We start from the raw sequence: 26,381 nt of genomic DNA on the forward strand, positions 1-26,381 counted from the left end.
ATTTCGATGAAGTTCGCGGGTGGAAATTTTTCAGTTTTTTGAAACCGACAGGTGGGATTTTCTAAAGTCGTTCGTCTCGATATCGCAACGCAACCGCAATCCCGCGGTCGCATCGGGGAGAGATATCGAAACATGAGCAGATTCCGAATTCTGCATCGCGCGCTACTTGCCGCTGCTTGTCTTGCGTGCACCGCCGCCTTCGCACAGGCACGCGACCAGAAGCCCATTAACATTCCTCCCGGCGATCTCGTCGGCGCCCTCGACGCCCTGGCCAAACAGTCCGGCGCCGAGTTCATCTATCGCGCAGATCAGTTGACAGGACTGCACACGGAAGGTGCACAAGGCAACTTATCCGCCGACGAAGCGCTTTCGCGATTGCTGCGGGGAAGCGGCTTCGTTATCAAGCACGACGCATCTGGCGCAATTCTGATCGTCAAGGGAGATCAACCCGCGAAACCGTCGAAGCCCGCCAAACGCGACGACGCGTCGGCCCGTTCAAACGAAGAAGCGCCTGCGGAACTCGAAAAGGTGACGGTGACAGGTTCGCGGCTTCCTCAAGTATCGATCCAGGGGCCGCAGGAAGTGAAGCTTTATACGCGGGCGAACATTACGGAAAGCGGCCAGAAGACCGTCATGGATTTTCTGAACACGCTGCCGACCGTATCGACCGTCGTCAGCGAGGCCGGTTTCGATACGGTTGGCGGCGCAGGAGCGGTGCGCTTGCGCGGTTTGCCGATTGGATCGACTTTGGTGCTGTTGGATGGGCGCGCGGTCGAGGGAGCGGGATCGGGCCAATCTCACGGCAATCCTTTCGACGTCAACAACATCCCTATTTCTGCAGTGGAACGTATCGAAGTGGTGCCGGAAGCGGCTTCCGCCGTCTACGGTAGTGACGCCATCGGTGGCGTCGTCAACATCATTTTGCGCAAGGACCTTGATGGCGGCGAAGTGAATGTGACCTCCGGCTCTCCGACGGACGGGGTCTATCGAGATACGACGGTCAATGCCGTGTGGGGCAAGAAATTCGAACGCGGCGATTTGTCGTTTGTCGGCAGCTATCAAGTTCGCGGCGCATTGCTCAACACCGACCGCGAACTCACAGCCAATCAAGACTATCGCCGTTATGGCGGCTTGGATGAACGCTCGACCAGCTGTACCCCGGGCAACGTCTACTCGGCCGACGGAAAAAATCTCCCCGGGTTATCGTCTTCGTTTGCCGGGATTCCCTACAGCACAAACGGTGCGCTGACGCCCTCGGATTTTCTTTCGACGAGCGGAGTGCTGAACAAATGCAGCAGCGGCTCCTTCGGCGGCACGATCGTCCCGTCGACGCATCGCGCCAGTCTTATGGGGTATGGGAACTACGCGATCACCGAAACGACACAAGCTTTTTTCCAGGCCGCGTATACGCAGATCGAACAGGCTCCTTATCTTTCGCCGCGAAGCGTTTCCCAGATCGCCGTGCCGGCGACGAATCCATTCAATCCCTTCGGCGTGCCGGTGCGGGTGACCTATCGCTTCGCCGACGAAGGACGCTTCGGTTCGGCGATCGGCACGGAGATGTTCTCGCGTATCGTCGGTGGATTCAAAGGCACGTGGGGAGATCGTTGGGATTGGGAAGTGGCCGTTTGGCAGTCCGGCGACCATATGAACAGCAAGGATGAAAATACGATCAACACGGCCGCGCTGGTCGGCGCGTTGGCCAATACTGATCCCACGCAGTCCATCAATCTGTTTTCTTTGGGGATTCCCGCATCGCAGACAATATTGGACAAAATCCTCTACGACGCGCCCGTCTATTCGTCGAGCAAGCTGCAGGTCGTAAACGGCTTCGTGCGCGGCAGTCTCTTCGATTTGCCCGCAGGCCCCGTAAACGTCGTGCTTGGTGGTGAATACGACCACACTCGGCAAAGCCTTTATGCGCCTGGTGAAGGGTTGCCTACGGTCGATACTTTTTCACGAAGCGCGCGCTCGATTTTCGGTGAGATGCACATACCCGTTCTCGCTGCAGCGGATGGCGAGGTGGGAGAAAAGCTAGCCCTTACATTCGCTGGGCGCTACGACGACTACAACGACATAGGCAGCCGCTTCACGCCGCAAGGCGGTGTTGAGTTTCGGCCGACCGAAACGTTGCTGCTGCGAGCGACCTATGCTGAGGCATTCAAGGCGCCTGATCTGCGCGCGATCTACGCCAGCCCGATTGTCTACAGCGGCATTGAAGTTGCGCCCGATCCACTCAGAGGAGGCGAACTCTATCCCACGACACTCAAATACGGCGGCGATCTCACACTGAAGCCGCAGACCGGAAACTCGCGGTCGATAGGATTCGTTTGGTCGAGCAAGGCGATAGAGAATTTGCAGATTGGCTTGACCAATTTCCGGGTTACGCAGAACGATCGAATCATTCAGCCAAACGCGCTGACTATGATTGCGAATCCCGCTGCGTTCCCGGGCCGGGTCGTGCGGCAAGCACCGACTGCCGACGACGTTGCCAAAGGTTATGCTGGGTTGATCACGCTGATCGATTCCTCCTACACCAACTACGGCGAACTGATCGTCGAAGGATTCGATCTCGATGTCGATTACAAATTCGACACGGCGATAGGAACATTCAGCCCAGCTCTCAGCGTGACCGAAGTTTACAAGTACGACGCGGCCGTCGCTCCCAACGCACCGTTGCAGGACAGATTGGGCTACGCCAGCGCCGATGCCTTTGCGACGCGCTGGAAAGGCACGGTCTCGCTCGCCTACAACACCGGGGAGTGGACGGCGCGCGTGGCCGGGCGCTACATCAGCGGTTACATCGACTACGACCTGGTGCGCCACCTCGGCGACTACTGGCTGTTCGATGCTTCGCTGCACTATGCCCTCGGCAAGCGTTTCTTCGCCGAAGACTCGCTGATGAAAAACGCTTACGTGGAAGCGAGCGTCGTCAACGCCTTCAACAAGGCACCGCAATTCACCGACTACTACGGCACCGGCTACGACCCGCGCATGGCGGATATCCGCGGCCGCTTCGTTTCCATGACGCTCGGCACGCGCTGGTAACGACGTCCGACCGTTCAACCTGTTGCACCATTGGAGTTGTTATGCGCTATTTCTCAATATTGCGCGCGGCCGTGTGCGTGCTTGTTTCGACCGGTTCCATGGCATTCGCCGCGCCAGAGAGGCGGTTCACCGTGCGCGATTCGATCGAGCTGTCGACGTTCGTGCGCGTGGGGTCGCAGTACATGCCTTCGTCGCGAGTTTCGTTTTCGCCTGACGGCGCGCATTTCGTCGCCGTCACGATGCGCGGAGACCTAAAAAGCGGCAAACGTGAAGCGACGATGTGGCTGTTCGATTGCGATGGGGTCCGCGACTATCTAAGCCATCCCGCAGCAGCTTATTTCGATAAGGCCAAGCCGTTGGTTCGCTTCGCTAGCGCCTCGAACCACGAACCGCTCAACGATTGGCGTTGGACCGAAGACTCGAAAAGCATTCTATTTCTCGGCGCGGACGACGACGGTGCAGAGCGTCTCTATCGCGTGGGCCTTGCCGGCGGAGATCCGGTCGCGCTCAGTCGCGCCGACCAGGACGTGAATCGCTACGAAGAACGCAACGGCGCGATCGTCTACTTTGCCCATGCGCCCATTCGGGCAGAAGATCTGTATCAGGCCGGCGGCGCCTCGCTGCCGGATATGGAAGTTGCGACCGGTAAGAACATTCTCCCCTTGATTTTCCCCAATTGGATGGATGCGCAGTTTCGCGACGGCGAGGATGAGCTGTGGAAGATCGAAGGCGACAAGGCCGTTAGCGTGCTCGGACCTGATCGCAAGACGCCGGTGAAGCTTCGCGATTCGCGACTAATTCTGGCGCCGAACGGACGCCAGGTCGTACTGACTCCGTCGGCCAAACATATCCCCAAATCTTGGGAGAAATACCAGCCGCTGATCGACTATCCGGGTTTTCGCATCGTCGCTGACACGCCGGAGACCGAGGGTGGCACGGATAGATATCGTCCGAAGCAGTATGCGTTGCTTGGACTGGACGATGGGAAAATGTCGCTACTCGCCGATGCTCCGATCGAAATGACCGGCCTGTTCTATAGCCACGTTACAGCGCGATGGACAGCAGACAGTTCGCATATCGCACTTTCGGCGCTGTATCCGAAGCCGAGTGCGTCCATGGAAGCGGCGAAAGCCGCATCGATGCCCTCCTGCACGCTCGCCGTGGTTGATACCCACGGCGGAGACTTCTCTTGCGTGCAGGTCGCGGCACCTGTCGATACGAACAAGAATCCCTATCCGGACCGCTTGCAGATGGTGGACTTGCAGTGGCGCAACCATGATCAGGAACTCGTCGCGACCTATGTCACGCCGAACGCGCCCGATAAGAAAGTCATTAAGGCATTCTTTCGGCAAGGCAGCACGTGGGCGATGAAGGAAGAGCCCGCGCCGACCGAGGTGCTTGCCGTGAGCGTGCGCGAATCATTAGACGAGTCCCCTGTGCTGGTGGCGGGTTTGAATGGCGGTGCGTCACGGCCCTTGTTCGATCCCAATCCACAACTGAAAAACATCGCCCTCGGCAAAGCCGCGTTCTACGAATGGCGCGATGCCAACGGCAACGCCTGGACAGGTGCGCTGGTGACGCCACCCGGCTTCTCCAAGAATCGCCGCTATCCTCTGGTGATCCAGACGCACGGGCTCGATCGCGCCAAATTCCTGGTCGACGGGCCCTCGGCGACAGGCTTTGCGGCACGCGCATTTTCCGCGAAGGACATCGTCGTGCTTCAGGTGCAGGAGATAAACAAAGAATCTGGTACACCGAAAGAATCTGAAATAGGTGGTGCCGCAGGTTACCGCGCCGCGATCAAACAGCTTGCCGAGGAAAGAATCGTCGATCCCGCGAAAGTCGGCATCATCACTTGGAGCCACTACGGCCCGCACGCGATGCAGGGACTGATCGACGAACCTCATGCCTATGCCGCGGCCACGTGGGCCGAAGCGGCCTACAACAGCTACGGCGAATACCTCATCAATATCGACTACATGGGCAGCGCGCGCGAAAAAATGTTCCGCGCACAGTTCGGGGCGAAACCGTTCGGCGAAGGGCTGAAGCAGGCTGTCGAAAACTCGCCGGGATTTCACACCGACCGCGTCTGCACGCCGATACTGTTTCAGATGAACGGGCCGCCGTCGCTGATCTACGGTTGGGATGCGTACGCGGCGATTCGCGCGCAAAACAAGCCGATCGATCTGTTCTACATCCGCAACGGCGACCACGTGCTGGTGAAGCCGCTGCAACGGCTCGCGGAGCAGGGCATGAACGTTGACTGGTACGACTATTGGCTCAACGGTCGAAAGGATCCTGATGCCGGAAAGTCGGCGCAGTACAAGCGCTGGGACGCATTGAAAGCGTTGCCGCGTTGCGGTTCCGACGTCGCGGATTCGACCAAGAAGCCTTGAGGGCGAACAGGGCTTGGATCCCACTGCGTGTGCTCGCGATCCGTTTCACAAGGAGGTTCAGGATGAAGAACGGTGAAATAGGAAGTGGAGACGGCTGCTGTTGTCTGGCAGCCTCGCGGTGATGCCTGGTGGAGTTTCTGGAGGGGCACGTGGGAAAATTGAAACGGCGGGCAATTCGCCTGCCGCGCAAGAATCGGTTCTCCCGTGACCATGAGGCCGAATCGTTAGATCAATAGACCGAGAAGCGCGTAGATCGCGCTTCGACATCTCTGTCCGGTTTTATGTACGCCGGCTATCTTTCATACAGCTCAAATTGGTGGACGATAGGTGGCGAAATAGATTTAAGGATTTTGAGCCGCACAAAGCGGGCACGTTCGGAAGAGAAGCGAACCTCCGGATGGAAAACGGAAATGGGCCAATCGAAAAAATCTTCCTCCTGACCGGTGTCAAAGCCCCAAGTCGTCACGTCGGCAATGCGCCTCCAAGACTCGTTTTCGAAAAGCTTCACCTCGATTTGATAGCGATGAATGTTGGCCAGTTCTCCCTCGTACGTGCCCTCGAAGAGGATGGCGCGACTGATTACTCTCTCGCTGCCGAGGTCAAATATCAGCCAAGGCTGCTTAGTCTGACCATCGGCCTTCCAGGCTGTCAGCATGTCACCGTCTGATGCCATACCGTCAAGGGTGGGATCATGATTGGAGGACTTGGCATTCGCCCCGTGATTAACCGGCTTCTCGCTGATTGGTGCGATCGCTTCAGCCGACTGATCGAGATCGAGGACAACAATGGTTGACGGGGCTTCCATAGCGTTTGGGTCGATCTTGACCGTGACGTTATCGGCCTCCTGGATCAAGCTGGCCTTACCTCCATTCATCAAGGAGCAGCCGAGAATACGAGCGGGGAGTGCGGGCACCCTCAGCGTGGTGAGCTTTGTGTCGAAGATGTGCAAGTAGATCCGCTTTCCCTTGCACGTTGCGCCATAGGCGCTCGTCCGCTTGTAGGGCCCACCGCGTGTCTCGAACAGGCTATCGCCGTAACGCTTCAGCCAGACGTTGCTTGCAGCGAGCTTGTCGACCAAATCCGGGTCAAATCGGCCAGATAAAGGGGGCGATATTCCCAGGAGGTAGTTGCCGTCGCCGCACGCGGATTTGACAAAGTTGTCGAGCCAGACCTTGGGCTCCAGATACGGCCCCGCGGTCCAGCAATAGCTGCGGCCATTCGCCGGGGTCGTATACTCCCAAGGAATGTCGCGGTTGAATCGCGGCATGTCGACTTCGAGCACGGCAAAGTCTCCAACATACTCGCGGTCAGACGGAAACCAGGTCGGCATGTAAACCCGACCGTTGTAGGCGCATCCGACGCGCTGATTCGCGAGCGTGTCGGGCCGCAGCGTGCGCATGTATCGGAGCAGATCGACGCCGCGCTCATGAGTCCATTCGCGCATCCAGCCACCATCGAACCACCAGGCGGTTACCGGTCCGTAGTTCTGCGACAGTTCCTTCAGCTGTCGCTTCATATACGCGACATAGCGATCGAAATCGGGCTTCTCGGTGGCAGGTAGATCAAAGCCCTTGAGGCCCAAATAGATGCCATTGGCGGTATTTGCTCCGATGCAGTCCGGCTGGTAGAGATCAGCGATCGAGTAGTAAAGACACAAAGCCAACTTTTGCTTCTTACAAGCCACCGCCAGATCTTTGAGCACATCGCGTTTGAGGGGCGAGTTCATGACGCCGTAGTCAGTGGTCTTGGTATCCCACATGGCAAAACCGTCGTGATGCTTGGTGACGAAAGTGACATAGCGAAAGCCGCTATCCTTCATCATTCGTACCCATGCCTCTGCATCAAAGGCGTCAGGGGCAAAGCGTTTATAGAAGTTGTCATATTCTTTCGCGGGGATATCCACCTCGCGAACCCAACTAAACTCTTTACCTGCTACTGTCGCGGGGCCCCAGGAAAGAAGTGCCCCGTAGCGAAGGCCCATGAAGCATTTGAGCGTGGCGGCCTCCGCTGGGATCAAAGGTCCTATCCCTGGCGGCGGGTTGTTATAGAGAACATCCGCGGCGGCGAATGCGCTCGGCAGCGAAGGCATTAGGCTGGAAATCGCTCCTGCCACCGTACCGCGAAGGATATCTCGGCGTGTCGCCATGCGCATTCCCCGGTTCAGCTGGCGTGAAAGACCTCAACCGCATCAGACCAGATTTTTCCTTGCGCTTTTGCATCGGGAAGTGGAATCTGGCATGGGTCGGTTTCCCTCCACCATCGCTGAGTCTCGGGGTCCGCAGCGATCTTGACCATATCACCCTCGAAGTCGTTGCCGATGTATTCGAAATAAGAGAACAAGAAGAGCTTTCCCTCAATTTCCTTCAATGCAACGGAGTAGTTGCGAATGTTGCTATCTTTGATCCGTTGAAGGACGCCCGGCCAAGTTTTGGCGTGAAGCTTGATGTAGTAGTCCGCCTTCTCAGACCCGTTACCGAATGCACGCGTCGCGGAACGGTTGCTTCGGATACGCCCGCCAGAGCGCTGCTCGGTAGCAACTAACTGAGGTTTACAAGGCAAAACAGACGACGGCTAAACACGTAAGGTTTCTTCATAGGAACCTGGCCCTGTGAGACGCAGAATGAGGATTGTCGCTTCCTTGGAAGCGCCAATCTGGCGACGGGATTCATCTAAACCACAGAAGGGCTCGGCCGACTTATGCAAATCGGTTTCATCTTGATTCGCCGGGCCGCCATGCTCCGTCGTCTCGCTATCGAATCGGCGTCCACGTCCAGCTGGGCGCTGAGGAGTATGTGACCGCGATAGTGTCCCCGGGCTCCAGAATTACAGTGACGTTTGTGACGGCGAATAACCACGTCGAATTGCGCTTCACGAGACTCACCGCACCGCCTGATACCGCCACCAACACCTTTTGACCTGAGGTGTTGGTCACCGCTGTGCCGCTGGCGGGCAACGTCGGTGTTGCGACATTGTTGAAGTTTGGTGTTTCGAGCCAGACACCCGTGCTATTTGGCATGAAGGCGGTGCCCGTGCCGGTGATGGCGTTGTTGATGTTGATGAATTTATTGCCGGACCCGGCCGTCGCATTGATTCCATATGTTGCCAGGGAAATCTGGCCACCAACCCATGTGTTCGAGACAGCGTTCGCGCTATCAATTCGGATGTCGGTGGTATTCGCCTCGGTGTCCGTATTCAGAAAGGTATTGGTGACATTGAATCCGTTCGACAGATAGATCCCATTGCCTGAAAGGCTGTAGGACCCCATGAAGGTGTTCATAAAACACTGATTGCAATACAGCGCAGCGTATCCAGAGCCGACGTTCGTGGTCGTGTTGAATCCACCCCCGTTCGCATCTACGTTCACAAGCCCGTTGAGGAAGTAGTTGAGCTTCAGGGCAACAGCAGATCCATTGGTGCTGGTGTTGAAAATGAACAAGTTGTTGAGCTGGAACTCATTCATCGCATCATTGAAATCATCTCGCCCGAAAGCCATCAGCGTTCCCGCAATGCTCCCCAGCACCTGAAAGTTTTCAAACCTGGAATAGTCCAGACTCTCGTCCGGAGTATCGTTTCCCACAATATTCCATGCGGGCGAGGTTACGCCCGAATCAAATTTGATTATCGAGATGGCGCGGCCATCTCCAAAGACATTGATGCCGGTACTAGCAATCGGGTGAAGGTTCCAAACGAGTTGCGATGCCGCACGATAGGTGCCGGCCGGGATGTACAGCGCTTTCTTGAGCGCTACGCCTTCTGCGAACCAATTCCCGATACCAGTCGAACAGTCCGTCACTCCGGTGTTGTCTGAGCAGTAGTCGAGCAGGCTTAAAGCGTTTTCCTTGGCTTTGGCATCCAAGGAGCGCGTCAACGCGCCGGTTCCAAGTTGAGTGAATGACGATGCTGTAGCGGGAATGGTCGCTGAAGCCGTTATGGGGCTGGTCCCATTTCCGTAGAGATAACCGGACAAGGAAGTCGCACCGGTGCCTCCCCCACTGACTGCCAATTGGGCATAGGTGAGAGTAGGTAGGCATAGGATCGAAAATGCTATCGACCAGGTGGTCGAACGCAGCGAAATGATTTGAAAACGACCTGACAACGAGCCAACGCTGGCACGCGTTGCGGACACCAATACGCTTAGTACCGAAACTAATCTACTCACTGGGGTTCTCCCTCTGGGCAACGATTCGTTTCTAGAGGTACCAGGTGTATGAATACCTCGTCGTATATATAATACGATACATCATATACGAGAAGTCGTCAATCTCGAGGATTTTCGACGTGGGAGCACGCCATAAAAGGGGCGACTCTTGTGGAGTTGGGCGTCCGAATGTATCGTATATACGACAAGAACTTATATGTAAGATGTAAAATGCTCGAAAACAGCCGCAATATGCCGAACGATGCGTGCGTTGGTGGAGTAGTCGACCAGGTCGCCCACCAAGGATTGCTCACGAGGCTCAGGCATATCGTTGGCAACAGGCATGTCCTTACGCATGCTCGTGCCACCCGCCGCTTCAGAACGGGTTTTCGATTCGGCGGTGGCAATGTGCTGGCTGTAGTCAGACCGGGAACGCTGCTCGAGCTATGGCGGACTCTTCAGGAGTGCGTTCAATTTGAAGCAGTCATAGTTGTTCAAGCGTCAAACACTGGGCTAACGGGCGGCTCCACCCCGGCACCTGACGGCTACGACCGAGAGGTCGTCATCATCAGCACGTTAAGACTCGATTCGCTTTTCGTGATCGGCGACGGCCGGCAAGTTGTGTGTCTGCCGGGCGCAACGCTTCACAAACTGGAAAAGGAACTGCGACCGTTCGATCGTGAGCCGCATTCGGTCATTGGGTCATCGTGTTTTGGCGCGACCGTTGTTGGCGGCGTATGCAACAACTCCGGTGGTGCGCTCGTGCGCCGCGGACCTGCATACACGCAGATGTCTCTGTTCGCTCGGGTCGACGCACACGGCTCCCTAGAGCTCGTGAACCATCTTGGCATATCACTCGGAAATGCGCCTGAGGAGATCTTGCAGCGACTCCAGTCAGGAGCTTTCTGCGGCGGCGATATCGAAAATCCGAACTGGACAGCCTCGGACAAAGACTATGAAACTTGCGTGCGCGATATCGATGCCCGAACGCCCGCGCGATTCAATGCTGACCCACGCCGGCTGTTCGAGGCTTCGGGCTCCGCCGGCAAGCTCGTGGTATTCGCAGTTCGTCTCGATACCTTCCCGCTGGAAAGGGAGAGCAAGGTCTTCTATGTCGGCACGAATTGTGCCGAGGAGTTGGGCCGACTTCGACGCATGATCCTATCGAAGTGCGCTTCGTTGCCGATCGCAGGAGAATATCTGCACCGTGATGCATTCGATCTGGCTGACCACTATGGGAAAGATCAATTCCTGCTCGTCGAGCGCATCGGGACAGATCACCTCCCTCGCTTTTTTGATCTGAAGAGTCGCTGCGACGGCTTTTGCGCGCGCCAGCGGTGGCTGCCTGCAAACTTGCTGGACCGAGTGCTATATGCGTTCGGTCGGCTATGGCCGGATCATCTTCCAAGGCGACTCCGCGAATACCGACAGCGGTTTGAACACCATCTCATTTTGCGAGTTTCGCTTGATTCCTACGAAGAGATGCGTTCTCTGCTTTTCGATTGGCATCGCGCCAACGAGTCTGGGTACTTCGACTGCTCGGAAGTGGAAGCGCGAAAAGCTTTCCTGCACCGCTTCGTTGTGGCCGGTGCCGCCGTACGTTATCGCGCGATCCATTCCCGGGAGGTGGAAGACATTGTTGCTCTCGATGTTGCACTGCGGAGGAACGACAGGGATTGGTTCGAGTCGCTGCCCGAGGATATTGAGCGCAAGCTCGTTGGCAAAATCTACTACGGTCACTTTCTATGCCATGTGTTCCATCAGGACTACATTGTGGCGAAAGGTCAAGACTGTATGGCGCTCGAGCATGCAATGTGGCGATTGCTTGACGAGCGTGGCGCGCGTTATCCAGCAGAGCACAATGTCGGTCACCTCTATGTTGCCGAATCACCATTGCTCGACTTCTACCGAACGCTCGATCCAGGCAATCGGTTCAACGCGGGAATCGGGCAATCGTCGAAGTTGAAGGACTACGCGCCGCCAGCTACCTCGAAAACTCATCGCTGCCCGAATCCCCATGCGCGGGCTTCTGATCCTTCGCACCCGACAACAGCAAAAAAGGAGCTTCCCCTATGAAACTTTGTCGCTATGGCGCGCCTGGGCTAGAGAAGCCGGCCGCCGTTGATGCCACAGGTCACCTTCGCGACCTATCTGGCGTAATCGCTGATCTTGGTCCTGCACAACTATCTCCGGATAGTCTGAGAAAGTTGGCGAAAATCGAGTTGCAAGATCTACCCCTTGTGCAAAGTGAACCGCGGCTTGGGCCGCCTTTTGTCGGTACGCGACAGTTCCTTGCGATAGGGCTCAACTATTCGGATCACGCGCACGAATCGGGGATGGAGATCCCGAAGGAACCTGTCGTATTCACTAAGGCGGTAAGCTGCATACAAGGGCCATACGATCCGGTGGTCATCCCGCGCCATTCGCAGAAGACCGATTGGGAAGTTGAGCTTGGGGTGGTGATTGGATCGAGGGCATCCTATATCTCCGAATCGGACGCTCTCCGACACATCGCAGGTTACTGCGTCGTCAATGATCTTTCGGAGCGTGAATTTCAGCTGGAGCGCTCAGGTACATGGGACAAGGGTAAAGGATGCCCGACCTTTGGGCCGATTGGTCCGTGGTTGGTTACGGTTGACGAAGTCGATGACCCGCAAGATCTTTCAATGTGGCTAGACGTGAACGGTCGCCGCGTCCAAACGGGCCATACACGGAAGATGATTTTTGGTGTCGCCAGCCTGGTGGCCTATCTCTCGCAGTTTCTCACACTGCTGCCCGGTGACATCATCACAACGGGGACGCCTCCCGGTGTCGGGCTAGGCCAAAAGCCGCTACCGTGGTACCTGAAGCCGGGCGATGTCGTTGCCCTCGGTATCGAAAAGCTTGGCGAACAGCGTCAGAATGTATTGGCTTGGAGCCGATAGCGCAGCCGTCACGACATGCAGATGTCTATGCCGCGTTAGATGACGCGAATGCTCAGAGCCTACTTGATAGGTCAGCAGTGACTTTGCAAAGCGCCTTGGTAGCGTCTCGCTGAGACACGCTGACCGCCGAGAGCTGCATGTAGGGAATAGCCAACGCTGCTATTGGTTGTCCGTTGCGCATAATAGGTGCTGACACGTCAGTGACACCCGATACTGCTGTACTGACAATGGCTGCGTAGCCTGCCTCGCGGATAGCGTCGAGTTTTCGAACGAGTTCCTCTCGTTCTTTCGGGGCTAGCCGTTTGCCGTACTTTTTTACCCAAAGCGTTCGCACAGCTTCTGGTTGGAATGCCGTCAGGACGATGCCAGAGGTCGCTTCAAGAATGGGGCGATGATGACCAATTCGCACCGCCAAACCAAGGTCGGATGGCGACTCGATACGCGCGATGACCACCATATTCTCATCCGCGGCCACGACCAAATGACAGGACTGCCGCGTATCCTCGGTAAGCTTGCGCATCGAGGGCAGGGCAAGTTCCAGAAGTTCCTTTAGCGGCGGGCGCTGCATCCCCAGCAGGAAAAGGCGATTGGTTAGCGTGTATCCGTCAGTACCTTCCACGCGCTCCAAGTAGCCCAGGCTCTCGAGCACGTAGACCATTCGGAATATCTCGCTCTTCGCCCGCCCGACTCCCTGCGATATCTCAGAAAGATTCATCGGATGCGGGGCCTTGGAAATCATTTCCAAAATGCCAAGCCCTTTCTCGAGTGCGGGAGCGCTGTAGCTGGTGGCTCTTTTCGTCATCCGGTCTTTGGACATAGTCATCGTCTATTTCTTGGTGGCGGTCAGCTTCAAAATCGCGGTGTGCGACTCGCGACCGACGCGTGCGGCGATTTCAAATCATAGGGGCTTGCTGAACATTTTGGCAGAAAATTTTCTGGTTGACATCACCAGGGAGCTGACCAATTTGGCGCCCTAGGCTCGCAACCTGGCTGTGTGCACGGTCGCTTTAGTCGCTTCGACTTCTTCGCTTCGCAGCCCTGCGATCGTTTGGATCAACCACGCCAGGGGCGTTGACTGACAGGCCACACGACCTCTTCATAGCTCTCTCTGGTTGGACAAATGTCAGCGCAAATCGAGGGTCGGAACGCCTTGCGACAGGGTCGGTAGAAGTGTGTGCATGACGCGGTCGTGCTCTCTTGAAATCGCTACGGCGTAGGTTCGTTGAGCCATTGTGAGCAAGGCTCAGAGCGCTACTTCAAGCGTGGATTCGGTGTGCGGATTTTGACTCTTGATCTTACGAATACGATGGTATATTATATGTGATAGAAGCTTTCATAACGATAAGGGGAGGAAGATATGAATGGTGTATCGCTTTCCGCTGTGCTTCGAAGCGCTTTGCTTATCCTTCTGGGTGTAGTGTCGAATTCTTTGGCACGTGCCTCTGGCCAGTCCGATGCGAATGCGCCGGTGCAAGAGGCAAATAAGGATGCGCAAGACGCCGAAAAGAAGACGCAAGACTCCAAAAGAAAGGAGGCTTCTTCCGAGATTGCGGATACGCTTGGCACCGTGACGGTGACCGGCTACGCCAAGAGCCTTGAGCGAGCTTTGGCGAACAAGCGCGAAGCGGATGTCGTCAGCGACGGCATCTCTGCCGAAGACGTCGGCAAATATCCCGAACAGAACATTGCTGAGTCGCTGCAGCGAGTAACCGGCGTGCAGATCACGCGAAGCCTTGGTGACGGGCAGTTCCTCAGCGTCCGTGGCTTGGATCCCAAGTTCACCGACACCTTGTTCAATGGACGCCAGCTGCCGACGGCCTCCGGCACCAGAGCGTTCGATTTCCAGGTCCTGACGTCGAACTTCGCCAATCAAGTAGATGTGTACAAATCGCCAACCCCGGATCTTCCCGAGAGTGGACTGGCGGCGACGGTGAACGTTCAATCGATCAAGCCGCTCGATTTGGGGGCCGAGCGTGCTGCATTGAACGTCGAAGGCGTTTATGACGAACAGGCCAAACAGGGCGTGAAGCCCCATGTGTCGGCGTTGTACTTGAATACGTTCCTGGACAATCGGCTCGGCTGGATGGTGAGCGTCGACTACAACCAGCGCAGGCTAAATGATCAACAGTTCACCTCAGACGGCGTTCTTCCGGATTCCACCTATACCGGTCCGGGTACCGTATATCGAGTATTCGGCGTTCATCTCAACGATCTTCTCGGTACGGACCGCCGCCTCAGTGGCATGAGCATGTTGCAGTTCAAGGTCAACGATAACTTGGAATTGCACCTGGACACGATCGCCTCGCGCTTCGAGCAGCGTTACAACTATTACCAAGGGCAGAATTTCTATCCCGGTGCCGGCGCCTTGGGGGCTTCTCCGACCGATTCGCAGACGCTTGATCGTAACAACGTCGAAACGGTTTGGTCCGGCTCAAACGTGTTCGCCTGGATGCAGGCCAACATGTTCGACTTCTTGCAGGAGACGACCTCTACCGCACTGGGAGGAACGCTGACATTCGGCGACTGGAAGATCGACAACGAGTTGTCTTACGGTGAGGCGACTGAACATACGACGCAAGCCTATGTCTCATGGGCGACGAAGGCACCAGGTGCCAATCTCCGGTATGACACGACGAAAGATCCGGGCGGTCCGATCAGCGTTGGGTTCTACAACGGCTTCAATCCGAACGATCCATCCAACTACTACTTCTTCGGCGTGCAGGGTGCCTACAAGGAGCCAACGCGCGATCAGATTTGGAACTATCGCATAGATGCGACACGTTCGCTGGATTCCGGCTGGCTCAAGAGCGTCAAAGTCGGCGCAAACTTTGAAGATCGCACCCTGTCTTCCACGCCGAACTGGATGGGAAATTCAGGTGCTGGCTATCCTACCGACATGAGCCCCTACTTGATCCTGCATGATAACTCGTCCTTCTTCTCCTCATACGATGGCGGGGCGCAGGTGCCTTCGAGCTTCATGACGGTCAATTTGCCGAAATTTTTCTCTGACTTCCCCCTGTCGCAGATCGTGGCCAAGAACCCCCCGATGCAAGTGGTGACCGCGACAACAGTGGTTGAGGAAAAATCCGAAGCCGCCTATGTTCGAGTGGATGTGGGTGACGCTGATGGTCGCTGGAAAGCGAACGCAGGGCTTCGGGCCGTACGCACGGAAGAATTGTCTTCCGGCTACTCACCGACTTCCGGCGCCTACCTCATCTACGGGTTGGTCGGCGGCTCCAACTCCCTGAGCTATACCGACGCCTCGATCCATGCGCAATCGCATACCTACAACAATCTGCTCCCGTCACTCAACGCGAGCTATCTGATCAGTGACGACCTGATTGCGCGGTTCGCCGCTGCGAAAGTGATGCAGCGGCCGGATATGAATCTACTGGCGGCTGCGAGCAACCCGAATGCCTCAACGAGCCCACCGCCGGGCGGCACGTGGGTGGGTACGCTTGCCGAGGGCAATCCGGATCTCAAGCCGTATCTGGCAAATCAATTTGACGTTTCGCTGGAATGGTACTTCAGCAAGCGCGGAATCTTTGCTGCGGATTTCTTCCTCAAGAACGTCCAGAACTTGGTGCTGACGAACTACACCAAAGAAACGGTCGACGTCGCAATCGGAAGCGCGAATGGGCCGAAGCAGCCGATCGAACTGTCGGTGTCGCAGCCGGTCAACGCGACGACAACGCAAATCAAGGGCGTCGAACTCGGCTACCAGCAGGCATTCGATTTCCTACCCGGGTTCTGGAGCGGGTTAGGGGCGCAGGCAAATTTCACGCACATCTGGTACGGAAGCGTGGTGTTGAACCAAGGGCAGCCTGCGTTGCCACTGCCGGGCATTTCCAAGAACACATACAACCTCGGCGTGTACTACGACAACGGCAAGTTCGACATCCATGCGGGTTACAACTATCGCAGCGGGTGGGTGGCCGACCCGCTGAGCTACTTTGGCGACGGCATATTCGTGAAGGGCTATGGCCAGCTTGATCTCTCCGCCAACTACAAAGTGAATTCGAAGCTCAGCTTCAACGCTTCGGTCGTCAACCTGACCCAGTCGGCGCTGAGACAAGATGATCGATATGGGATCACGCGCCTGTATGACCTCAGCGGCCGCCGCTACTACGTCGGTGCGCGCCTGAATTTCTAGTCAGGGCTATCGGCAAGTCACAATCCGGGGTGAGGACACAATATGGTTACGCGTAGAGAAATGATTGCCGCCACGGCAGGGGCGGCATTCGCTGGGGGGGTGTGGGCGAGTGCAGTTGCCTCGGCTCTGGGCGATGCTGCCGGTTCCGCGGCAACAAACGGGATAGGTCCCTTGCTGCCGACGCCTGCGGCGGCCTTGAAACGGTTCCTCGGGCTTCGTTACGGCGCTTTCATTCATTGGGGGCCGGCGACCGTACTTGGCAAAGAAATCAGCTGGACGCGCGAAGTTGAAACCCCTTCCGCCGAATACGATGTGCTTTACAAGCGCTTCAACCCGGTGGAATTCGACGCCGACGTTTGGGTGAAGATGCTCAAGGACAGCGGTTTCCGCTATTTGACGTTCGTCACCAAGCATCACGAAGGCTTCGCGATGTGGGATACGAAGACGACGAACTACAACATTATGAACAGCCCGTTTCGCAGGGATGTTCTCAAGGAAATATCGGCGGCGTGCAAGAAGCACGACCTGGCGCTTTGCCTCTATTATTCGATCGCAGACTTCTATCAACCCGATTGTATTGGCGCGAGTAGCGCTAACGGCATGTATTTGGGTCCGCCGGGCTATTCGCTCCCAGAAGGGCGCAATCCGAATTTCGATCGCTACGTCGAGTACATGAAGACCCAGCTCAAAGAGCTAACTCAGAACTACGGCCCGGTGCTCGCCTGGTGGTTTGACGGCGGCTGGATGAGCGATTGGACTTACGAGCGCGGAGTCGATCTTTTGAAGTACATGCGCTCGCTGCAGGCGGACACTCTGGCGGATCAACGCGTGGGCGGTGCATACAACGGCCGGGTCTATATGCCCACATGGTTCCCCACGGATCGGAAGTACGTCGGAGATTTCGCGGTACTTGAGGTCGACACGCCGCGTTTCAACCGCACCATTCCCTGGGAGTACACAACGCCTGCCAATGGTCGTAGCTATTGCTGGACACCCGGACCGTACGGAGATCCGCATACATGGATTGATAATTTCATTAAATCAGCGTGCGGAGACGGAAATTACCTGCTTGGCCTGACGCCACCAGCATCAGGGCGCTTCGATCCTGCACTCATCGACAAGCTGGCCGAAAGCAGCGTATGGGTCAAGCGCTACGGCGCGAGCGTGTTTGAAACCCGCGGCGGTCCGTACATGCGTACGAACGTCTACGGCAGCACATGCAAAGGTAACCTCATCTATCTGCATGTGTTCGATCCGAAAGTGACGACGCTGACTTTGCCGCCGCTTCCTCGCAAGATCGTCGGCTGCTCGATGCTCAATGGTGGCAAGGCAACGGTCGCCCAGGATGCCAAGTCGGTAACGGTAAGCGTCAATCCAAACGACGTGGCAAGCCCGTCGACGATCGTCGTGCTTAAGTTGGAGGGTTCCGCCGAGCAGATTGCGCCGATCAGCGAACCGTCGCTGACTCGCGCCGCAACCGTGCGGTCGTCGAACAAGGATCCGTCTGGCGACCACATGATCGCAGACGGTGATATGCAAACTTTTTGGAAGTCCGACGGCCATACGAAGCAGCCTTGGATTGAATTTGATCTGGGTACCGAAAAAACTGTCAGTCGCGCGACCCTTTTTGAAGGCGAATACGAAGGCGAGCTCGCCAACATTCACCGTTACCAGATTGAAGTGAAGTTGGGCGATGAGTGGAAACCTGTTGAGGGCGCAAGCGCATGCTGGCCGGAATGTCAGCCGGGCCGGGAATGGAAGCGTGTTGCGGATATCTCGACTTGGGGAACCGACACGGGGCAAGAGGAGGATTTCAACGATTGGCCCATCTCGGTGTTTCATCCGGAAATACGCTTCACACCCGTACGGGCAAGGAAGGTGCGGTTGAAGATACTCAAGTCCGTCGCCCCTGCTGTCATTCACGAGTTCGAGTTGTACGAACGATAGTGATGAAGAACCGTAGCCGCGCCGAAACGGTGCGGTAATCTATGGCTTAGGCGTTTGCGCAAGCATTAAGCAGCATCATTTCGAGGCAGTCCATTCATGGAAATATTCGCCAGATCCGCGGAACAACGCATGCCGGACGGAGATGCCACAAGGGGAGCTGGCAATCTGCTCTTCGTGACGTTGATTAGTCTGGTCTCGGCAATGGGGGGCTTCCTGTTCGGCTATGAGACTGTAGTCATTGCGGGCACGATCTCGCTGGTCAAGCAACAGTTCGCGTTTTCGGCGTTCATGGAGGGCTGGTTCGTCAGTTCGGGCCTCATGGGGTGCGTAATCGGCGTCGTGATAGCGGGAAACCTCTGCGATAAGGTAGGACGTAGAGGAGTAATGACGCTGTCAGGAGCGTTGTTGACGGCCGCTGCGATCGGCTGTGCCTTCGCGCCCGATCCGCTTTGGGTTATCGCCGGGCGCATCGCTGGTGGTGTCGGCGTAGGCCTGGCGTCGATCGCTTCGCCACTCTATATCTCTGAAGTCGCGCCGGCGAAATATAGGGGTAGGCTCGTATCGCTTTTCCAACTCACCATCACGATCGGCATCGTCGCCGCGATGCTGATCAATGCCGAACTGTTGCGCCGCGCTTTGGGTGGAACACAGGTGCCGGGGCAGGGATGGTGGCATTGGTTGATGGTGGAACAGGTTTGGCGTGGCATGTTCCTGGGCCAGTTTGTCCCGGCAACAATATTTCTCATTTGCGCCGCTGCTGTGCCGGAGAGTCCGCGCTGGCTAGCGTTGCGCGGTCATTTCGAACACGCACAGCACGTGCTCGAGCGATTACGTGGAGAGAAGGCATCTGCCGCTGCGGAACTCGGCGAAATTCGAAATGCCGTGAACAAAGAAATTCAATCCAAGCAGGGCTGGGCCGCGGCCGAACTGCGCAAGCCGCTATTCTTGGGAATTTTCCTCACCGTATTCTCCGAGCTGAGCGGCATCACCGTCGTGATGTACTACGGACCGATCATCCTTGAACGAGCAGGCGTTTCCGCGGGTTCTTCACTCAACGGACACGCCATCATCGGCATCGTGCTCGCGGCGTTCACGCTGCTCGCGGTATTCCTCGTCGATCGAGTCGGTCGGCGTCGGGTGCTTCTCACTGGCGTTGCCGGTGCATGCGTAGCGCTCGCCGTCACAGGTTTCTGCTTCGCCAGAGGTGTGAGCGACGGCGCCGTCATTATCGGGCTGCTGTGCACGTTCGTCGCTTTCTTTGCGTTCTCGATTGGACCGATCAAATGGATCGTAATCTCCGAGATTTTCCCGACGAATGTTCGCGCGCGTGCGATGGGTATCGCCACCATCGCATTGTGGCTGACCGATATCGTTATCAATCAATTATTCCCGATCGTTCGCGATCAGCTCGGGATTTGGGCGATGTTCCTCGGCTGCGCAGTGTTCCTGGCGATTCAATTCGTTGTTGTACTGGCGCGGCTTCCAGAGACGAAAGGCTTGTCCTTGGAGGAAGTGATGTCGATATGGAAAGAGGATCGCATATCGCGAGGAAGTGTTCGATTGGGCATGCCCGACGCGGCACGCCCGGGGACGCGCTGAAATGAGCATCGACTTTTCCGGGAAGATCGTCATCGTCACCGGCGGTGCAGGAGGGTTGGGAAAGGAGTTCTCTTTGGAATTTGCGCGCTGCGGTTCGGATGTCGTTTGCGGCGATATTGACCCAAACGCAGGTCAAGCCCTAGTCGCGGAATCGACCGGCCTGCCTGGCCGTATCCATTTCGTCGTGGGAAGCATGAGCGAACCGAGCACGTGTGACCGTCTGGCTGCGGCAGCGAAAGCGCTTGGCGGTGTTGATGTGCTCTGCAACAACGTCGGCATCCAGCCCGCGAAAAGCTATGTACCCGCGCACGAGCTTGATGACGAGTTGTGGGACGCGATTCTCACGGTGAATCTCAAGTCGTATTTCTGGATGGTGAAACGCTGCGTGCCGCTTATGAAGGCGCGCGGCGGCGGCGTAGTCATCAACACCGCCAGCGTGCAAGGGCTGCAATCGCAGAAGAGCGCACCCGCGTACGCTGCGTCGAAGGGTGGTGTGCTTTCTCTGACCCGACAGCTCGCGCTCGAGTACGCTGAGGACAATATTCGCGTCCTTGCGATCGCGCCGGGAACGTTTGATACGCCGCTGCTTCGAGATGTCGCTGACGGCGTTGGTGACCAGAATTACATGCAGCGCCTGAAGGATGCCTATCCGATGAAGCGTTTCGGGAGGCCGGAGGAGCTCGCCAAAGTCGTCGCGTTCCTCGCGAGCGATGGTGCATCCTTCATGACCGGAGAGTGCATCACGGTCGACGGCGGAATCATGGCTCAAGGTGGTTGGGCGCAATAGCTGCTCGGCCCCGCGTTGCAACGACTGGGAACTGCTGCGGTAAAGAGATTTCGATGCGAATTGCGAAGATTGAACCGTATATCGTGCATGTCCCGTTGGCGGAAGGAATCGCAGACAGCACGAATGCTATTGACTGCTGGGGATTCGCCGGAGTCATCGTTCATGCTGACAACGGTTTAAAGGGGTATGGGTTTACCGGCACTCACGCTTTCCTGCCCGGTGATCGACTGATTGCCTCGTACATTGGCTCGATTTATGGCCCTTTGCTACAAGATGAGGTGTTGGAAACTCGGTCTTGCATCGCGCGCGTCTGGACGAAACTACACGCCACGCCACCTCTGCAGTGGATTGGGCGAGCCGGAGCGAGTCACTTGGCACTTGCGGCGGTTGACATCGCCCTTTGGGACTTGCTTGCCAAGTCGCAAGGGGTACCGCTTTGGAAGATGTTGTTTGACCAGGCAGAGCCTCCTGGACTTGAGGCGTACAACACCAACGCTGGGTGGTTGAATAATCCCGTCGAGAAGGTAGTAGCAGGTTGCTTGCGATCTCTGGATGAGGGGTTCAAGGGAGTAAAGATAAAGGTAGGTAGCAAGAATCCCGAAGACGATTTGGAACGAATCGAAGCCGTGAGGAAGGCCATTGGACCGCATTGCAGGCTCATGATCGATGGCAACGGGAGATGGGATTTAGCGACCGCTAAAAAATTCGCTCCCAAAGTCGATGACTACGATCTGTTTTGGTTTGAAGAGCCACTGTATTTCGATGATCTAAATTCGCATATCGATCTCGCGAAATACATGAGAACGCCGATTGCATTGGGCGAGCAGCTCTATTCCAAACATCACTTCGATGCGTTCATGCGAGCTGATGCAGTTAAGTACGTACAGCCAGATGCATTACGACTTGCTGGTATCAGCGAATGGTTGACTGTTGCGGATGAGGCGCACAAGGCAGGGTTGCCGGTCGTGCCGCATGTTGGTGACATGATGCAAGTACATCGCCATCTGTCCTTCGCGCACCCGTCTAGCGCTTTGCTCGAATACATTCCGTGGACGCAACACTGTTTTGAAGAACCGGCGATCGTGCGCGACGGAAGATTTCTCCTCCCCGAAGCACCGGGTGCGGGCACCACTCTGAAAGCAGAGGCGTTGGCCGATTTCGGAAAGGCTCTGGCATGAGTTCTGAGCTCTGTCGTTTGAACCCACTGCTCGTCGCAAGAACGTCGATGCAGACTTATACGTACGCGACGGGCTCGAGCACGCCTTCATCTCGCCTCATCCTTGCCCGAATCTCGCGAGGGTCTACGAGGTCACCATCAAATTCTTCGATAAGCATCTCGCACGATAAGAGACCGTGCCGGATCGACAGTCACGACCATGGACATCAATTCTCATGCTCAAATTGACGCGTCAAGAATTCATCCGATCTGGGCTATCAATGCTCGCTGTTGCGGCGCTTCCCGCGTCAATTGCCGCAGGTGCGGCACGCGCAACGAAGACCCCAATAGACGATGGCAAGAGCGCGGTAATTCCGGAGCTCAATCCGGTCATCCGGCTCTACCCCTATGAGGCTGTTGTGCGATCCGGCGATGTTCGGTTCGGGCCTGCCGAGATCGGCGTAATGTTGCCTTTTCTTGGCTCCGGCGAAGTAGTTTGGAATGTGACGGTGCCGAACGACGGCCGCTATCAGCTTTCGCTGTGCTACTCGTCCACCGTCGCGGAAACACAAATCAAGATCTCCGCGGGCGAAAGCGATGCTCTGCATGCGACACGGGTTACCGAAGGCTATTTCTACCCAGATCCCAAAGGCCCGTCCGCCAATCCGGGTAGTCCGGATGACGATTCGTTCTGGTCGATGCGCGAGTTCTATTCGTTCGAACGAGTACCGGTGTCGGATGAGCTTCAACTAACGCGTGGCGTGAATGTTATCCGACTGAAAGTAACTGCGGCGAAAGGGAGGGAGGTCTTCCGCTTGCGGTCGTTGGAACTGACACCAGTGGTCCGGCACAAGTCGACTGAAGCCTCCAAGGAGCTTGCAATAAAGCACAGAGCGAATACGGACTGGTTCGCCCAAGCTGGTTATGGAATGTGGTTCCATTTCCTCGACTTGACGACGCCGCGACACGGGCCGCGCAAGCCGTATAAGGATGCCGTTGACGAACTCGATGTCGAAAAGCTCGCCGGTCTGGTCGATAGCTGTGGCGCCAAGTATCTGATCTTCACTGTGAATCACGGCAACCCGACATGTCCTGCCCCGATTGCATCTTGGGAAGCGTTGCATCCGGGTTGGACGACCAAGCGTGATTTGATTGGTGATCTCGCCGACGCACTGGGTCGGCGTGGAATCAAGCTGATGCTGTACATGAACTGTCCGGGTCTGGGAAACCTCATACAACAGCCAGGTCCGGCGATTGATCGTCCGTCTATGAGCGAAGCGGAATACGCGAAGCAGTTGATCCGCGTGTTCCGCGAATTCGGCTTGCGCTACAGAGAGAAGGTTGCTGGGTATTGGCTCGATTCTTGGTTTCAGACGAACGAGACCTATCCCAATCTGCCATTCGATCGGCTCGGTGAAGCAATAAAGGCTGAGCATCCCAACCGCCTGGTCGCCTACAACCACTGGGCGTTCCCGGTCGAAACCGATTGGCAGGACTACTGGTCCGGTGAGCTCACCGACTTGCCTCTCAAGCCATTCAAGTCGCGGTATATCCGTCGCGGAGCGGGTCAGGGCCTCCAAGCTCATGCAGCGATCCGCCTGGACGCCCCTTGGTTCCACATTACCCCTGACAAGGAAATGGAGTCGCCGCGCTATCAAGCAGGCGAGCTCGCCAATTACATCAAGTCGTGCATGGCCGATCGGGCGCCGGTCACGTTGGGTGTTGGGATTTTTCAGGATGGGTCGATCGGCGAACCGTCCCGTCGAGTTTTAGAGGAGCTGCGGCACCTCGTGCGCAACTCCTAGCTCGCGACCGGCCCGCCGCCGGTCGGGCTGACCATTCGCTTTTTTTACACGCGCCTCACGGCGAGCGTCGTTTGATCGGTCGATGTTGTTCATGAGATGGCATCTCTCTATTGAAATATGCGAAATCAAACACTAGGAAGTCCGTACGATGAACACAGGGAACCCAATACCCGTCGCCGCTATCGTGCTGCATCCCGCCGATAGCGTCGCCGTCTGTCGGCGCAATGTTGCCGCGGGTGAAGCATTGCCGCTCGAAGGCGAGCTTGTCGTGGCACGTGCCGACGTAGCTCTCGGACACAAGATCGCTCGTTGTTTCATTCCGCTCGGCGCCGTAGTCGTTAAGTATGGGATCGCCATTGGCTCGGCCACCAAGGACATCCATCCAGGTGATTGGGTGCATCTCCACAATTTGAAAAGCAATTACATCTCCAGTCACGTCCGCGATTCAGAGGAGCAGACGACATGATCGCCAACGGCTATCTACGCGCTGATGGGCGCAAAGGGATTCGCAACGTTACTGCGGTGATTTACCTCGTCGAGTGCGCACACCACGTGGCGCGACGTGTGGTGGAACTCGCGCAGGATGATGACGTACACCTGCTCGGCTTCCCCGGTTGCTATCCCAACGAGTATTCATTGCGCATGATGAAGGCACTCGCGACGCATCCGAACGTCGGGGGGGTGGTTCTCGTGTCTCTCGGCTGCGAAGGCTTCAATCGCGAAGCACTGGCGTCCAATATCGAGGCAAGTGGCCGACCGGTGCGAACTGTCGTAATTCAACAGGCCGGCGGCACGCGCTCCGGTATCGAAACGGCGCTGGCTGCTGTCAAGCAAGTAAGAGAAGAAATGATTCGCGCCGAACGCCGGGTGCCGATGCACTTCTCGGATCTCGTGGTCGGGACGATCTGTGGCGGGTCCGATGGAACGAGCGGCATAGCGGCGAATCCGGCAGTCGGGAGAGCGTTCGATCGGCTCGTCGACGCGGGCGCGTCGTGCCTCTTCGAGGAGACAGGCGAGATGATTGGCTGCGAGGGTGCGATGAGTACGCGCGCCGCATCGCCGGAAGTGGCCGAGGCAATCGTCGCCTCAATTCACAACGCCGAGAAGTACTACCGCGCGATGGGGTACGGGAGCTTCGCTCCGGGCAATGCAGAAGGCGGACTATCGACGCTGGAAGAGAAATCTGCGGGGGCATACGTGAAGTCGGGTAGCCGCGCGATAAACGGTGTCATCCGCCCGGCACAGCAGCCGGATGCACCCGGTCTCTACTTGCTTGACGTGGTCCCGGATACCGCGCCGAAGTTTGGATTTCCGAACATCTCTGATAATTCGGAAATTGTAGAGCTGATGGCGTGCGGTGCTCACCTGACCTTGTTTACGACCGGTCGAGGCTCCGTTGTTGGTTCGGCGATCGCCCCAGTTATCAAGATCACCGGTAACCCAGAAACATACGCGCTTATGAGCGAGGACATGGATATCGATGCGGGGCGAGTCCTAGAGGGCAAATCGACACTCGATGAAGTGGGGGATGACATTTTCAACCTCGTGGTGTCGGTTGCATCGGGCGCGCTGTCCAAATCGGAGTCGTTGGGGCATCGCGAATTCGTCCTGACCTACAAATCGATCGATGCGGTGGGTCCTGCGTGCCACCCAACTCGGGCCTAAAGGAGACTGTTCATATGTCAGCGAACTCGGGCCGTTTGGCCGGCAAGACCGTATTGATAACCGCTGCCGGGCAAGGCATTGGACGCAAAACAGCCGAGCTGTTTGCCGCACAAGGAGCGATTGTCTGGGCCAGTGATCTCAACGTAGCGGCCTTGGCCGGACTCGATGCTTGCCGCTGCGTCGCGCTAGACGTGGGCGACGCAGAAGCAGTTCGTTCGCTGGAAGCACAGACAGGACCGATTGACGTCCTATTCAACTGCGCGGGCATCGTTGTGAACGGCACTATCCTGGATTGCCGTGAGGAAGACTGGTCGCGCTCGATTGAACTTAACGTGACGTCGATGTTCCGCCTCATTCGAACGTTTGTGCCAGGCATGCTCGGGCGTGGGGGCGGATCGATCATCAACATGTCGTCTGTGGTCGGCGCGCCAAAAGGGGCGCCAAATCGTTTTGCATATGGGACTTCTAAGGCGGCAGTTGTTGGATTGACCAAGTCCGTGGCAGCTGATTTCATTACGCGCGGCATTCGTTGCAATGCGATCTGTCCTGGTACGATCGAAACCCCGTCACTGCACGAACGGTTGCGCGCAACAGGTGATTTTCAGGCGGCGCTCGCGCAGTTCGTCGGGCGCCAGCCGATGGGAAGACTCGGCAAGCCTGAGGAAGTTGCCGCGCTAGCTCTATATCTCGCTTCGGACGAATCAGCTTTCACGACAGGCCAATGCATCATGATCGACGGCGGCTGGTCCGGTTGATGTGACTC

The 26,381-nt window shown here is 56.8% G+C and carries 17 protein-coding genes; 13 read left to right on the top strand and 4 right to left on the bottom strand.

Going from position 1 to position 26,381, the window contains the following annotated elements:
• The first annotated feature begins 132 nt into the window (after positions 1-132).
• Positions 133-3,048 (top strand): TonB-dependent receptor, encoded by a 2,916-nt coding sequence (locus F455_RS0109210; protein ID WP_018972998.1) that lies wholly within the window; start codon positions 133-135, stop codon positions 3,046-3,048.
• A 41-nt stretch (positions 3,049-3,089) separates the two neighbouring features.
• A complete protein-coding gene (locus tag F455_RS0109215) occupies positions 3,090-5,444 on the top strand; it encodes an alpha/beta hydrolase family protein (protein WP_026293225.1) in 2,355 nt (784 codons plus the stop codon).
• A 292-nt stretch (positions 5,445-5,736) separates the two neighbouring features.
• Here the strand turns inward: F455_RS0109215 and F455_RS21975 are convergent, their stop codons facing one another.
• The 3 genes from F455_RS21975 to F455_RS0109230 all read right to left on the bottom strand — a co-directional run bounded on the left by F455_RS21975 (position 5,737) and on the right by F455_RS0109230 (position 9,411).
• Positions 5,737-7,590: an alpha-L-fucosidase gene (locus tag F455_RS21975; protein WP_245539957.1), complete on the bottom strand. Its 1,854-nt coding sequence runs from the start codon at positions 7,588-7,590 to the stop codon at positions 5,737-5,739.
• 14 nt (positions 7,591-7,604) lie between these two features.
• Complete coding sequence (locus F455_RS23630) at positions 7,605-8,003, bottom strand: L-rhamnose mutarotase (RefSeq protein ID WP_157578571.1); 399 nt, start codon at positions 8,001-8,003, stop codon at positions 7,605-7,607.
• A gap of 190 nt (positions 8,004-8,193) precedes the next feature.
• Complete coding sequence (locus F455_RS0109230; RefSeq protein WP_169337309.1) at positions 8,194-9,411, bottom strand: hypothetical protein; 1,218 nt, start codon at positions 9,409-9,411, stop codon at positions 8,194-8,196.
• Between the two features lie 423 nt (positions 9,412-9,834).
• Here F455_RS0109230 and dld point away from each other — a divergent pair, with 423 nt between their 5' ends.
• Positions 9,835-11,658, top strand: a complete 1,824-nt coding sequence (dld, locus tag F455_RS0109235) for a D-lactate dehydrogenase (RefSeq protein WP_018973004.1) — start codon at positions 9,835-9,837, stop codon at positions 11,656-11,658.
• Entirely contained in the window at positions 11,655-12,506 is an 852-nt protein-coding gene (locus F455_RS0109240) for a fumarylacetoacetate hydrolase family protein (protein WP_026293226.1), read from the top strand. The genes dld and F455_RS0109240 overlap by 4 nt, the downstream gene beginning before the upstream one ends.
• A gap of 52 nt (positions 12,507-12,558) precedes the next feature.
• Here F455_RS0109240 and F455_RS0109245 read toward each other — a convergent pair whose 3' ends face one another.
• Complete coding sequence (locus F455_RS0109245; protein WP_018973006.1) at positions 12,559-13,329, bottom strand: IclR family transcriptional regulator; 771 nt, start codon at positions 13,327-13,329, stop codon at positions 12,559-12,561.
• Positions 13,330-13,863: 534 nt separating this feature from the next.
• Between F455_RS0109245 and F455_RS0109250 the strand changes: the two genes are divergently transcribed.
• The 9 genes from F455_RS0109250 (at position 13,864) to F455_RS0109290 (ending at position 26,373) form a co-directional block, all read left to right on the top strand.
• Complete coding sequence (locus F455_RS0109250; protein WP_083918854.1) at positions 13,864-16,659, top strand: TonB-dependent receptor; 2,796 nt, start codon at positions 13,864-13,866, stop codon at positions 16,657-16,659.
• A 60-nt stretch (positions 16,660-16,719) separates the two neighbouring features.
• The gene (locus F455_RS0109255) at positions 16,720-18,606 is read left to right on the top strand and encodes an alpha-L-fucosidase (RefSeq protein ID WP_083918855.1); all 1,887 of its coding nucleotides are present in this window, start codon (positions 16,720-16,722) and stop codon (positions 18,604-18,606) included.
• Between the two features lie 96 nt (positions 18,607-18,702).
• Positions 18,703-20,205: a sugar porter family MFS transporter gene (locus tag F455_RS20365; protein ID WP_018973009.1), complete on the top strand. Its 1,503-nt coding sequence runs from the start codon at positions 18,703-18,705 to the stop codon at positions 20,203-20,205.
• Between the two features lies 1 nt (position 20,206).
• The gene (locus tag F455_RS0109265; protein WP_018973010.1) at positions 20,207-20,992 is read left to right on the top strand and encodes an SDR family NAD(P)-dependent oxidoreductase; all 786 of its coding nucleotides are present in this window, start codon (positions 20,207-20,209) and stop codon (positions 20,990-20,992) included.
• A 53-nt stretch (positions 20,993-21,045) separates the two neighbouring features.
• The gene (locus F455_RS0109270) at positions 21,046-22,170 is read left to right on the top strand and encodes a mandelate racemase/muconate lactonizing enzyme family protein (RefSeq protein ID WP_018973011.1); all 1,125 of its coding nucleotides are present in this window, start codon (positions 21,046-21,048) and stop codon (positions 22,168-22,170) included.
• Positions 22,171-22,384: 214 nt separating this feature from the next.
• The gene (locus F455_RS0109275; RefSeq protein WP_083918856.1) at positions 22,385-23,953 is read left to right on the top strand and encodes an alpha-L-fucosidase; all 1,569 of its coding nucleotides are present in this window, start codon (positions 22,385-22,387) and stop codon (positions 23,951-23,953) included.
• Positions 23,954-24,101: 148 nt separating this feature from the next.
• Positions 24,102-24,419, top strand: coding sequence for a UxaA family hydrolase (locus F455_RS22445; RefSeq protein ID WP_083918857.1), 318 nt, complete (start codon positions 24,102-24,104; stop codon positions 24,417-24,419).
• Positions 24,416-25,618, top strand: coding sequence for a UxaA family hydrolase (locus F455_RS0109285; RefSeq protein WP_018973014.1), 1,203 nt, complete (start codon positions 24,416-24,418; stop codon positions 25,616-25,618). Before F455_RS22445 ends, F455_RS0109285 begins: the two co-directional genes overlap by 4 nt.
• Positions 25,619-25,632: 14 nt before the next feature.
• Positions 25,633-26,373 (top strand): SDR family oxidoreductase, encoded by a 741-nt coding sequence (locus F455_RS0109290; protein ID WP_026293229.1) that lies wholly within the window; start codon positions 25,633-25,635, stop codon positions 26,371-26,373.
• Positions 26,374-26,381 lie beyond the last annotated feature (8 nt).

This window comes from Rudaea cellulosilytica DSM 22992 (assembly GCF_000378125.1).
In the GTDB taxonomy this organism is placed as follows: Bacteria; Pseudomonadota; Gammaproteobacteria; order Xanthomonadales; family Rhodanobacteraceae; genus Rudaea; species Rudaea cellulosilytica.

What these genes read in the sequence shown, in the direction of transcription:
- F455_RS21975 (WP_245539957.1), bottom strand. Translation starts at nt 7,590, where the DNA reads ATGGCGACACGCCGAGATATCCTTCGCGGTACGGTGGCAGGAGCGATT.
- F455_RS0109290 (WP_026293229.1), top strand. Translation starts at nt 25,633, where the DNA reads ATGTCAGCGAACTCGGGCCGTTTGGCCGGCAAGACCGTATTGATAACC.
- F455_RS0109215 (WP_026293225.1), top strand. Translation starts at nt 3,090, where the DNA reads ATGCGCTATTTCTCAATATTGCGCGCGGCCGTGTGCGTGCTTGTTTCG.
- F455_RS0109240 (WP_026293226.1), top strand. Translation starts at nt 11,655, where the DNA reads ATGAAACTTTGTCGCTATGGCGCGCCTGGGCTAGAGAAGCCGGCCGCC.
- F455_RS0109285 (WP_018973014.1), top strand. Translation starts at nt 24,416, where the DNA reads ATGATCGCCAACGGCTATCTACGCGCTGATGGGCGCAAAGGGATTCGC.
- F455_RS0109265 (WP_018973010.1), top strand. Translation starts at nt 20,207, where the DNA reads ATGAGCATCGACTTTTCCGGGAAGATCGTCATCGTCACCGGCGGTGCA.
- F455_RS0109270 (WP_018973011.1), top strand. Translation starts at nt 21,046, where the DNA reads ATGCGAATTGCGAAGATTGAACCGTATATCGTGCATGTCCCGTTGGCG.
- F455_RS20365 (WP_018973009.1), top strand. Translation starts at nt 18,703, where the DNA reads ATGGAAATATTCGCCAGATCCGCGGAACAACGCATGCCGGACGGAGAT.
- F455_RS0109250 (WP_083918854.1), top strand. Translation starts at nt 13,864, where the DNA reads ATGAATGGTGTATCGCTTTCCGCTGTGCTTCGAAGCGCTTTGCTTATC.
- F455_RS0109245 (WP_018973006.1), bottom strand. Translation starts at nt 13,329, where the DNA reads ATGACTATGTCCAAAGACCGGATGACGAAAAGAGCCACCAGCTACAGC.
- F455_RS0109210 (WP_018972998.1), top strand. Translation starts at nt 133, where the DNA reads ATGAGCAGATTCCGAATTCTGCATCGCGCGCTACTTGCCGCTGCTTGT.
- dld (WP_018973004.1), top strand. Translation starts at nt 9,835, where the DNA reads ATGCCGAACGATGCGTGCGTTGGTGGAGTAGTCGACCAGGTCGCCCAC.
- F455_RS0109275 (WP_083918856.1), top strand. Translation starts at nt 22,385, where the DNA reads ATGCTCAAATTGACGCGTCAAGAATTCATCCGATCTGGGCTATCAATG.
- F455_RS22445 (WP_083918857.1), top strand. Translation starts at nt 24,102, where the DNA reads ATGAACACAGGGAACCCAATACCCGTCGCCGCTATCGTGCTGCATCCC.
- F455_RS0109255 (WP_083918855.1), top strand. Translation starts at nt 16,720, where the DNA reads ATGATTGCCGCCACGGCAGGGGCGGCATTCGCTGGGGGGGTGTGGGCG.